An 11,102-nucleotide genomic window follows, 5' to 3' on the forward strand; every position below is an offset into this window, starting at 1 on the left:
TATCCTCATGAAATTATTGTTTAATAAACGCACTTTAGATAAATCTTGGTTTCATAGAAAGTTTCTTTGGAGTGTAAAGAGCCCTTACAGGATATCCCCTGCATTCATCTTTTAAACGACTAATAAGCTCTTCTGCACTGCATTCAATTTTAACCGGCTTTTTGGGTTCAGATTCTTTTCTTATCGTAACTGTGAGTTTTTTTGATTCGGTTTCACTATCGCCAATAACTGCGACATACGGAACCCAGTCCATTCCTGCTTCCCTTACCTTTTTGCCAACACTTTCCTCACGATCATCAATATCACATCTTATATCAGAAGCATTGATTTCTGTGCAGACTTTTTCAGCAAAATCAAGGTGACGCTCTGCAACAGGTACAACTCTCACCTGGGTTGGTGAAAGCCAGACAGGAAGCATTGGAACAGTTTGTGATGCGGTGTTCTCTAAAAGAGCGCATATTACACGCTCTATTGAACCGGTAGGTGAACAGTGTATAATAGGCGGATACACAAGTTCATTTTGGGTGTTGTAATAGCTGATATCAAAGCGTTTTGCACTCTCAACATCGATCTGGACTGTCGGGTTTTCAATCGGTCTTCCCTGACCGTCAATTGCCGCCAGATCAACTTTTGCAATCCAGTAGTGAACCCTGTCAGATAAAGTTTCGATAAGCATCGGAGCATCAGACATTTGAACAATCTTTTTGACCCATCCCTCATTTTCCTTATAGAAGTCCTCTGTACAGCGGAAGACTCCGGCGAGCGGATATTCAAAGTCTTTTCCGGTCTGCCATCCGATTACAAGCTGTTCTTCAAAGCATTTCAGCGTCTGTGCCATATCAGCACACATTGAGTGCATATCAGGCATTGTAAAGGCACGAAGACGTTTAAGTCCGATGCACTCACCTTTTTGTTCGTGACGGAAGGAGTATGTTGAGAGTTCATACATCTTCATTGGCAGATTGTTTGGAGAAATGTGCATATCATGCATTATCGAAAACATTCCAAAACAGGCGGCAAAACGAAGCATCATATTGCGGTTTCCGGATTTGAACCTATACTGTCTCTCTCCGAATTTGGCGGCATGCTCATTTATTGCAGAGTTTCCAAGGTCATACATAACCGGAGTCTCAACCGGCATTCCGCCATAATCCAAAACAAGATTTAAGACATAATCAGAGAGGAGATCCCTCACAATTTTTCCGCGTGGCATCCAGCGGTGATGACCAACATCAGATAAAGGTTCATAGTCTACAAGTTCTTTGGAGCGCATAAGTTCGACATGAAGCGGATCCCCTCCCTGTTCTACACCCATACCGGTTTCTTTTTTGATGAGTTTTCCAAGAGGAGAATCATCGACAAAATCCCTGTAGTCTTTCTTCTCTCCTTTTGGAGTAAGAACAAAGAAATTATGAATGATATTCTTTTTTTCGGTTTTTTCTGCTTCTTCTTCAGGAACGATTGTCTTTGAAAGCTCAGATAGCGGATGACCCTTGCAGGATAGTGTAAATGCCTTATACCAGCCAAAAGGTGCGCGTCTTACATTTAAGGACTTATCCTGCTTACATGCCTCTTCAATGCCTTTTAAAACTTCAATCGCAGTCTTTGGTGCAGAAAGATCACTTGACAGATGAGCATACGGGTAAATCATCACATTTTTTACTCCAAGCTTCTCAACCGTACCCAGAATTTCTTCTTTTGTCTTTGAAATAATATATGGAATATTTTCTTCATCGACTGACTCAACAGCGCAAAAAACAGTCAGCGCTTCATCAAGTGAATCCTCAAGTATTACTTCTTCCTCAGCAACAGGGGTTTTTTTCTGTGCTATGTATTTTATATTGTCAGAATGAATCAACAAAAGTCGCATTTTTAGTTTCTCCAGTGTCCTTAAAAATTGGTTTTTTTGGTATTTAGGTTATCGTTATAGTACGGCATCCTGTTTTTTGTTTTCATAATAGCGCGACAGGGTGGCATTTTTCTGATGCAGATATTTTGCATCGCCTTTGGAACCATATGGATTTAATGACCGCTCTGTTGTATAAAAGACAAGCTGGCCGACAGGCATTCCTGCATAAAGACGTACCGGCCTTTGATTGACATTTGCAATCTCTAAAGTTATTGTACCTGAAAAACCGGCATCAATCCATCCGCCAGTCTGATGAAGTGTGATGCCAAGACGTGCAATACTGCTTTTTCCCTCAATAGTAGAGACAATATTATCAGGAAGTGTGATTGTCTCAAGTGTTTCTGCAAGAACAAACATTCCGGGATGTATATCAATATAATCAGCGGTCTTTTCAGAAACACCGGACTTTATTGAATCCCCGTCATATGGATCAATTATTTCGTCACTTTTTTCGTACCAGACAAAATGTCTGCCAAGACGTATATCAAGGGAATTGGGCTGTATGAATTTTGAATCATACGGACTTATGCCAATAAAACCCCTTTCGATACGATCTTTAATCTGCCAGTCAACAAGGATCATATTTAACCATCAGATATTGGAGTGATAATCGGTTAAAATTTCCTGAAAACTTCCATGAAATTTTTTTGCAACAGTTATTAAAAAAAGTCGGTTCTTATTTTTTTGGGAAGGAAATTCTTTAATTTTAATTGCAGATTCCATGAAATAGTTAATTTTTTAATTCGTTTTTACAAACCATAACCTAAATATCACACAAATATGTATCACAAAAAACAGAATCTAATCAGAATAATCAAAATCTAATCAGAATATAACCGGAATGAAAGTAATCAGAATATCTTTTTTTCTGACAATACAATTTATTTTGCATTTAAACGCTAAAAAATTGAGAAAACAAAATTATTCTTTTTTATTATCGGTTTTAAAATTTTTCAAATCTCTTTCTTTTAAATCTATTAAGTTTTCAGCACGCCTCAGCAGACCATGCAGTGTTGATGCCTCACGTGTTGTAAGCGCGGTTCTTCCAAAAATTCTTCTTATCATGTTTCGGGTATTCTCCCGTTTATAGTCAGGATGACTGATTATGTCAAGGAAATTGTCGAAATGGTCATACAATGAGTCCATCTCAATCCTTGAAGCAACACTATAATCACCCCTTGGAAGATTTGCAAGCTCATATGCCAGAATTCCGACAGCATGTGAGATATTGACAATCGGATATATATGAGATGTTGGAATTGTGCAGATTATATCGCACTTTTCAATTTCTTCGTTTGAAAGGCCCCAGTTTTCGCGCCCGAAAATTATTGAAACGCGCCCGTTTATTTTTGAAACAATATCTCTTAATTCAGAAGGAGTGTAGTAAGGCATGCGCATAGATGTTGTTACACTTTTTGAAATTTCACCTGTTGTTGCGACAAGAGCATTGCTTTTTTTTATCACGTCATCAAGTGATGCCACATGATTTGCATTTTCCAAAACATCTCTTGCATGTGATGACCGTGCGATGGCCTCATCACCAATTTCAGGAGGATTAATAAGAGTCAGGTTAGAAAAACCGAAGTTTTTCATTACCCTTGCTGTAAAACCAATATTTCCCTCATAAAGAGGTTCACAAAGAACAATTTCAATTTCAGGCATTTTGAATTTATAAAACGGCATCTACTGTTTCTTTAAGAGTCTTTGCTCCTTTATCATAAACAGCGTTTCCAACTACAATTGTATCTGCATATTTTGCCATTTCAGAGGCTTTCTCTTTTGAATCAATACCGCCGCCATAATAAAGAACCGAATCTTCGACAGTTTCTGAGACTGCCTTTACAATTTCAGGTTTTCCGTATGTTCCTGAATATTCAAGATATACAACAGGGAATCTGAAATATTTATCAGCAACTTTAGCAAATGCACAGACGTCTTCAACACTAAGGTCGCATAAAGCTTTTGTTACCCTACCAACAGACGAGTCAGGATTCAATACAATATATGCTTCAGGAACAACCATATCCCACTTTATTGCCTTATCTTTTTTAACCCAGTATTCATGTTTTCCAACAATCCATGTTGTATCAGGAGTGTTTAGAACACTTGGAACAAAAAGACCCTCGACACCATCAAAAATAGCTCCGCTTGGATCTGCAGGTTCTATCACCATTGGGACACCGTATTCTTTTACCTGCTCTCTAAGATGAGTCAGATTTTCTTTTGTGACATTTAATGTTCCAGACAGCATAAGTGCATCAGTACCGCTTGTAACAATATCCTCAACAGATTCTTTTGGCATTTCCTTATCAGGATCAAGCTTTGTTATATGCTTCCAGTTTTTCCAGTCGTTTTTCATTGTGCCTCTGTAAATTTTAGCATTCTGCCTGAATTTTTTGTATTTTTTCCTCTGACAATCCTGTTTTTTGTGTCAGAACAGAAGAATCAGCATTTTTCAGCATATTAATGTCTGTAATTCCAGCGAAAAAAAGCTTTTCAATCATTGATTCACCGATTCCATTGATAGAAAGAAGTTCTTCTTTACCACTTTCAAATGCTTTTTTGCTAATTTTTTCAGGAGTTTTGACTCCCATATTTGAACAGACCAAATTAACATGTTTGAAGACAGTTTCAATATTTAGTCCGGTCTTTAGGCTTAGATAAGCGGGATGAATATTGCAGAAATCATCAGGTGAGATAAAGCCTGCTTCAAAGTATTTTTTAAGACTTACCGCCGGAACACCATAATTTCTTAAAAGCTCTTTGTTTGTGACGCTCTTTGCCTCATAAAGCAGTGTTTCTGCCTCCTGCTCGCTTAAATGCATCTTTAAAAGAATTTTTTCGTTTGATTTTGAAAGATCTTCTATACTATTGATTCCAGAATCAATGACAGCGTTTAGGACTTTTGCATGGCTTCTTCCTTTTCTTGGCGGAATTATTTTCCTTACAAATTTTCTAAGCTCTGATCTTTTTCTTAAAAGTTCAAGAATGTCTTCTGCATCTTTTTTAAGCATTTCAGAAATTTGCGAGTTTATTTCAAGTTTTTCTTCAAGAATGGATTTATCCATATTTGCAATTTCATAAACAGAATAGATATGGACAGAATGAAGTTTATCGATTAACTTTTCTGTGATACTCGGCATCAGCCTTAAAGACTCCAGATTTGAGCTGATATGGTTGCAAAGAGGACATCCTATATCCCATGGCCTTGAACCTTTCCGAATCAGTCTTACATAATTCAAACCATGTGTTTCACAGACATTGTCTTCTTTTATTGCCTTTCCCCACTGGGCAGATGGAAGACCAATGTTAAACGAGCAGTCCGGATATGCAGTACAGCCTATAAACTGAGCCATTCCTTTTGAGCTTCTGATCATAAGGCTGTGTCCACAGACAGGGCATTTGCCAATTATACGCTCTTCGGCTGTCCTGTCCATGATCTCGTTGCCTATGTTTTCTTCGTTTGCTTCAAGTTCATCGAATATTTCATGAAGCATCTTTTTTGACTCTTCGACAACGATTTCCTTGCTTCTCGTACCCTTTTTTATGTCTTCCATATGAGACTCAAGAGTCTGGGTCATATCCGGTTTTGTTATGTGTGCTGCAAACTCCTCAAGAGTATCTGTAACTGCCTTTCCGACAAGTGTCGGTTTTAGAGGAGATTCTTCAACATAGCGTCTTGAAACAAGTTTTCCGATAACATCGTGGCGTGTTGATTTAGTACCAAGGCCAAGTTCTTCCATCTGCTGAATCAGCCTGCTTTGTGAGTAGCGTGGCGGCGGCTGAGTTTCTTTCTCCTCAAGGACAATCTCTTTTATTGGCAGAGTCTCTCCTTTTGACAGGTCAGGAAGAATTTGATCCTTTGCCTGACTGTAGGTATACACATGTCTGTAACCTTCAGTTTCAAGTTTCTGTCCTGTTGATGTGTACTCTTCACCGCCGGCGTCAAACAAAATTTTCATAGTTTTCCAGCGTGCATCAGGAGATAATGTGGCAAGAAAACGTCTTACAACAAGCTCATATACTTTCCATGCCTGTTCATTCATCTGTGAAGGCTTTGCCGCACCTGCAGGATGAATCGGAGGGTGATCTGTGCTTGATTTCTTGCCCCGTGTCGGCTCTTTTCTTCTGTTTTCAGATATCCATTCAACATCTTTTACAAAAGGAGTTCTTTTAAGCTCGGATAATATCTCATTTAAATCAAGGGATGGAGGATATATTGTATTATCAGTTCTTGGATATGAGATAAAACCGTTCATGTAAAGCTCTTCTGCAATCCTCATTGCATTAGATGCACTAAGTCCAATCCGGCCTGCCGCTACAATAAAAGCTGTTGTATCAAATGGTGTAGGAGCAGAATCATTCTTTGTTCCCTCACGTACTTCTTTTACCAAAAGAGGCTCTTTGGTAGCTGACTTTGCAGTTTTGGCTTCATCATAAACCCAGAATTTGCCATTAGTGTGCCTTGCCTCTATTTCGATACTGTTTTTTTCCGTTATTAGCCCAAGCATCCAGTATGGCTGTGGGATAAAAGAATCAATTTCCCTTTCCCTTTCAACTATCATACTAAGAGTAGGACTTTGCACACGGCCGACACTTAATATGTTGTTACCGCCCCTTTTTGCGGCAATGCTGATAAAACGGGTTAGTGACGCACCCCATACAAGATCAATTTCCTGTCTTGTCTCACCTGCGGATGCAAGATTGAAATCTATTTCAGTTGGATTGTCAAATGCACTCAAAATTTCCTGTCTTGTGATTGCACTAAAAATCGCTCTGTTTATTCTTACATCTTTGTTTGCAGATCTTACAATCTCATATGCCTCTTTTCCGATCAACTCTCCTTCACGATCATAATCGGTTGCAATTGTAACAAGAGTCGCTTTTTTTGCGTATTTTTTAATTAAAGAGATTATTTTTTTCTCTGTCGGTTTTTTAATCATTCCGGCATCGATAAGAGTTCTTGGAGTATGCACCTCAGATCGCCAGTTAGAGTAGCCCTCTTCAAAATCCACCTCTACAACATGGCCGCGGAGACCTATTGCAACTGAATCATTGAAATGATATGAGTTTACACCGCCTGTTTTGTCAGAAGTTAACTTGCTGGTGCCGGCCAAAAAACCGGCGATTCTCTGTGCCGCAATATTCTTTTCAGCTATGATAAGGTGCATTTTAAAGGTCACTCCATTTTGGATATATAATCTGTTATTAATTTGTTCAGGCTTTTTGGATCGGCACGGCCTTTTGTCTCTCTCATTACCTGACCGACAAGGAAATTTAATGCATTGCCTTTGCCGCTGTGAAAGTCAGAAACAGCCTGAGGATTGGCTGAAACGACTGCTTTTATTATTTCAGAAAATTCGTCATCTTTTCCTTTTGAAAGGCCAAGCCTTAAAACAATATCAGAAGGCATCTCACATTCTTCATTGTTTTTTATCTGATCAAGCATTATCCGAAGAACATCTACTCCTACTCTGTCTGTAATTTCTTTGTCCTTTAAAAGAACAATCAAATCCTTAAAGTTCTCTTCTAAAACAGAGTCTATCTTCATATCACGGTAATAAAGCTCTCCCAAAAGCGTATCTGCAATCCATGTCGCAGAAAGCTGAGGATCTAAAGATGCAATGTTTTCATAAAATACTGCAACTCTGATATCGCCTGTAAGTGTTTTTGCATGATTAACCGAGATATTATATTGAGTGATAAATCTCTCACGCCTTGCATCAGGAAGTTCTGGCAGTGCAATTTCATCTGCCCAGTCCTTAACTCTCAGAGGCGGCAAATCAGGTTCAGGGAAGTAGCGATAGTCATTTTCATCCTCTTTGCTTCTTGAACCTGTTGTAATTCCCCTTCCTTCAAGAAAATGCCTTGTTTCCTGAACAATTTCCTGACCACGCCTTAATAAGTTCCTTTGTCGTGTTATCTCAAAGGTAAGCGCCTTTTCAACACCTTTGTATGAAGAGATGTTTTTACACTCGACACGCTTGTGTCCTTCAAGTGAGATATTTGCATCAACACGAATTGCTCCTTCTTTTTCGCCGTCGAAAACATCCAGATATTCAAGAGTTGCACGAAGTTTGTTTAAGAATCTCCTTGCTTCTTTTGGAGATGAGATATCAGGCTCTGTTACAATTTCAATTAATGGAATTGACGATCTGTTATAATCAACAAGAGTGTATCCTGCTCTGTCGCGTGAAATCTTGTGAACAAGCCTGCCTGGATCTTCTTCCAGATGAATTCTTGTAATTCTAATCTCTTTGTCATGTCCCTCATCATCATCGACTATCATCTTTCCCTTTTCTGCAACAGGCTTGTCATACTGACTTATCTGATACCCTTTTGGAAGGTCGGGATAGAAGTAATTCTTCCTTGAAAACTCGGAATAATCGGATATCTGAAGGTTTAATGCTTTTGCAACCTTAAGTGCATAGATTACTGCCTGCCTGTTTAGTTTTGGAAGAGCTCCTGGAAGTCCAAGACAAATCGGGCATACATGAGTGTTTGGCTCATCATCACGGTAATCAGTGGAGCACCCGCAAAAAAGTTTAGTCTTTGTGTTGAGCTGACAGTGAATTTCAAGACCAATGATGACTTTTAGGTCTTTTACATCCTTTGTTTCAGCCATATCACTGCACCTCCTGTTCAAATGCAAATGCGGCATCAATTACTGATTCTTCGTCAAAGTGTCTTCCAATTATCTGAAGACCTACAGGCATCTTTTCTACATAGCCGCATGGGACAGATATTGCAGGAACGCCTGCCAGGTTTGCCGGGACTGTTAAGATGTCGCTTAAGTACATCTCAAGTGGATCGCTTTTCTCACCGATTTTAAAGGCAATGTTTGGCATTGTCGGCCCTGCTATAAGATCTGCATCTTTTAAGACTCTTATGAAGTCTTTTTTGATGTTTTCCTTTGCAACTTTTGCCTTTGCATAATATTTGCCGTAATAACCTGCAGAAAGTGCAAATGTTCCAAGAAGAATTCTTCGTTTTACTTCTTCTCCGAATTTATCCTTTCGGTATTCGCGGTATTCGTCATGCCATTTCTTAAGCATTCCAACTTTTGGACCAAAGCGGACACCATCAAATCTGGAAAGGTTGGATGAAGCCTCGCTTGTGCAGGTTACATAATAGGCCGCAAGAGCATAGCTCATGGATGGAATTGAGCATTCAGATATTGTCGCTCCCATATCCTCAAATTTTAAGATGGCATTCATAACACACTTTGAGACCTCTTCATCAACACCCTCTCCAAAGTACTCCTTTGGAACTGCTATTTTTTTGCCCTTTATTTCAGGTGATGGTGTATGAAGATATGGTTTTTCAACTGCTGTTGAATCATATATGTCAGGCTTTGATATAACTTCAAAAAGTCTTGATACATCTGTGACATTTTTTGCCATCGGGCCTATTTGTTCCAGTGAATTTGAATATGCAATAAGACCGTACCTCGAAACACGGCCATATGTTGGTTTCAAACCTACAATTCCACAAAAGGATGCAGGACATCTGATTGAACCGCCGGTATCTGTTCCAAGTGCCATAGGAACCATCCCGCAAGCAACTGCCGCCGCACTTCCTCCTGAAGAGCCGCCGGGAACCCTTGTCTCATCACAGGGATTTGTTGTAATGCCATATGCTGAACTTTCGGTTGTTGTTCCCATACCAAATTCGTCCATGTTGGTTTTTCCAACAATAACTGCTCCCTGCTTTTTCAGAAGAGTGACTACATGCGCATCATATGGAGGAATGTATCCTTTGAGTATTTTTGATCCGCATGTTGTCTCAATGCCTTTTGTTGAGATATTATCTTTTACTGCAACAGGTATTCCGGAAAGGTTTCCCTCTCCATATTCCGAATTTTTTACAGTCGTTATAAAGGCGTTGTTTTTATCCTCTGCATCAAAGATGAATTTCTTCAATTTCACATCACCTTCGGTGATTTTATGTATCCGTCTTCAGTTTCATCAGCATTAGACAGTGCATCGGCCTGTGAAAGAGATGGCATCACCTCATCTTCACGCAGAATATTTAGGATTTCATCATCCTTTGTTTCTTCATATTCGACCGTATCCAAAATGTCAAAATAACCAAGAATATTGTTGAACTGACTGGTAAATCCGGCCAGTTCATCTTTATCTATTGAGATGTCGGCAAGTTTTGCTATGCCTTCCACTTCTTCTTCAGAGACCATTATTCCAAGAACCTCAATTTAAGTGATCTATGTACCGTTGCACGGAGTTTTTATAACCATTATCCCGTGCAAGTTTTTGTATTTCCTTCATGACACCACTCCCGTATTGCATGGCTTTTTTGCCATAAAAGGCAATTTCATCGCCTAAATACAGGGAAGCAACCTCTCTTAAGGGGTATTTTCTGATACTTCCTGCCAGCATTTCAGAAGGCGGGATTTCACCTGCAGCGCGCACCACTCTAACATCAAGGTACGGGCATGATATATATGTGTTGTTTTTCGCCGCAACTGCCTGATCACGTTTTCCCTGCATAGAAAGACCTTCAAAGTCTTTTTTCAGTGTTTTTTCTATATCATCTGTTTCAAGATAACGTGCATATCCTCCGAATAATTCATCCGCACCCTGCCCAGCAACAATTTTCTCATAGCCGTTTTCCTGCGCCCATTTTGTAATGAAATACTGCGTTGTAGCAATTGAGGCTTCAACCGGCGTTTTTAAAGGAATCAACGGAAGCACAATCTTCAACGCTCTTTTAACTTCAGAAGGCATGATTTCTATGAAGTTTGTATCTTTAAGGCCAATCTCTTTAGAAACTTCTTTTGCATGAATTAAATCATGAGAACCTGAAATTCCGACAGTTACACTGGGTCTTTGTGCTATTTTTGCAATGAGGGCTGAGTCAACTCCGCCGGAGAATGCAACAACACAATCTTTTTTTCGCAGAACAACTGCTTTTTCTATAGCTTTTTCAAGAGACAAAAGATCAGGAGCAGGAGAAATATCCCCTTTAATAACACCTGAGCAGACAATTTTTCCTGCAGGGCAATCCCCGGGCATTATTCCAAGACAGTCTCTTGCCATGCAGTCATCCCACTGCAGAAAAAATTCTCCACCACAATCTGATAATATTTCAGGAAAATTTTTGATAATATCCTCAATTTCTGAATTGGTAAGAATTTTTCCGTCTTTTTCCATCCACCCACGAATTTTCAAAATGT

The 11,102-nt window shown here is 39.3% G+C and carries 9 protein-coding genes; all 9 read right to left on the reverse strand.

The features are described from left to right. Nucleotides 1-34: 34 nt before the first annotated feature. The 9 genes from L1994_RS06630 to L1994_RS06670 all read right to left on the reverse strand — a co-directional run bounded on the left by L1994_RS06630 (nt 35) and on the right by L1994_RS06670 (nt 11,097). Nucleotides 35-1,870: a threonine--tRNA ligase gene (locus tag L1994_RS06630; RefSeq protein ID WP_278098672.1), complete on the reverse strand. Its 1,836-nt coding sequence runs from the start codon at nt 1,868-1,870 to the stop codon at nt 35-37. 54 nt (nt 1,871-1,924) lie between these two features. After that, the gene (gene dcd / locus L1994_RS06635) at nt 1,925-2,491 is read right to left on the reverse strand and encodes a dCTP deaminase (RefSeq protein ID WP_278098673.1); all 567 of its coding nucleotides are present in this window, start codon (nt 2,489-2,491) and stop codon (nt 1,925-1,927) included. A gap of 339 nt (nt 2,492-2,830) precedes the next feature. After that, a complete protein-coding gene (locus tag L1994_RS06640; RefSeq protein WP_278098674.1) occupies nt 2,831-3,571 on the reverse strand; it encodes an RNA methyltransferase in 741 nt (246 codons plus the stop codon). A 7-nt stretch (nt 3,572-3,578) separates the two neighbouring features. After that, nucleotides 3,579-4,268, reverse strand: a complete 690-nt coding sequence (locus L1994_RS06645) for a phosphoglycerol geranylgeranyltransferase (RefSeq protein ID WP_278098675.1) — start codon at nt 4,266-4,268, stop codon at nt 3,579-3,581. Nucleotides 4,269-4,284: 16 nt separating this feature from the next. Next, nucleotides 4,285-7,080 (reverse strand): DNA topoisomerase I, encoded by a 2,796-nt coding sequence (locus L1994_RS06650; protein ID WP_278098676.1) that lies wholly within the window; start codon nt 7,078-7,080, stop codon nt 4,285-4,287. Nucleotides 7,081-7,088: 8 nt separating this feature from the next. Then, a complete protein-coding gene (gene gatB / locus L1994_RS06655; RefSeq protein ID WP_278098677.1) occupies nt 7,089-8,534 on the reverse strand; it encodes an Asp-tRNA(Asn)/Glu-tRNA(Gln) amidotransferase subunit GatB in 1,446 nt (481 codons plus the stop codon). Nucleotide 8,535: 1 nt separating this feature from the next. Then, nucleotides 8,536-9,831 (reverse strand): Asp-tRNA(Asn)/Glu-tRNA(Gln) amidotransferase subunit GatA, encoded by a 1,296-nt coding sequence (gene gatA / locus L1994_RS06660; RefSeq protein ID WP_278098678.1) that lies wholly within the window; start codon nt 9,829-9,831, stop codon nt 8,536-8,538. Nucleotides 9,832-9,833: 2 nt separating this feature from the next. Continuing rightward, nucleotides 9,834-10,103 (reverse strand): Asp-tRNA(Asn)/Glu-tRNA(Gln) amidotransferase subunit GatC, encoded by a 270-nt coding sequence (gatC, locus tag L1994_RS06665; RefSeq protein WP_278098679.1) that lies wholly within the window; start codon nt 10,101-10,103, stop codon nt 9,834-9,836. Between the two features lie 13 nt (nt 10,104-10,116). Further along, the gene (locus L1994_RS06670) at nt 10,117-11,097 is read right to left on the reverse strand and encodes an asparagine synthase C-terminal domain-containing protein (protein WP_278098680.1); all 981 of its coding nucleotides are present in this window, start codon (nt 11,095-11,097) and stop codon (nt 10,117-10,119) included. Between the last annotated feature and the right edge of the window lie 5 nt (nt 11,098-11,102).

The organism is Methanomicrobium antiquum, assembly GCF_029633915.1.
Taxonomy (GTDB): domain Archaea; phylum Halobacteriota; class Methanomicrobia; order Methanomicrobiales; family Methanomicrobiaceae; genus Methanomicrobium; species Methanomicrobium antiquum.

What these genes read in the sequence shown, in the direction of transcription:
- dcd (WP_278098673.1), bottom strand. Translation starts at nt 2,491, where the DNA reads ATGATCCTTGTTGACTGGCAGATTAAAGATCGTATCGAAAGGGGTTTT.
- L1994_RS06630 (WP_278098672.1), bottom strand. Translation starts at nt 1,870, where the DNA reads ATGCGACTTTTGTTGATTCATTCTGACAATATAAAATACATAGCACAG.
- gatB (WP_278098677.1), bottom strand. Translation starts at nt 8,534, where the DNA reads ATGGCTGAAACAAAGGATGTAAAAGACCTAAAAGTCATCATTGGTCTT.
- gatC (WP_278098679.1), bottom strand. Translation starts at nt 10,103, where the DNA reads ATGGTCTCTGAAGAAGAAGTGGAAGGCATAGCAAAACTTGCCGACATC.
- L1994_RS06650 (WP_278098676.1), bottom strand. Translation starts at nt 7,080, where the DNA reads ATGCACCTTATCATAGCTGAAAAGAATATTGCGGCACAGAGAATCGCC.
- L1994_RS06645 (WP_278098675.1), bottom strand. Translation starts at nt 4,268, where the DNA reads ATGAAAAACGACTGGAAAAACTGGAAGCATATAACAAAGCTTGATCCT.
- L1994_RS06640 (WP_278098674.1), bottom strand. Translation starts at nt 3,571, where the DNA reads ATGCCTGAAATTGAAATTGTTCTTTGTGAACCTCTTTATGAGGGAAAT.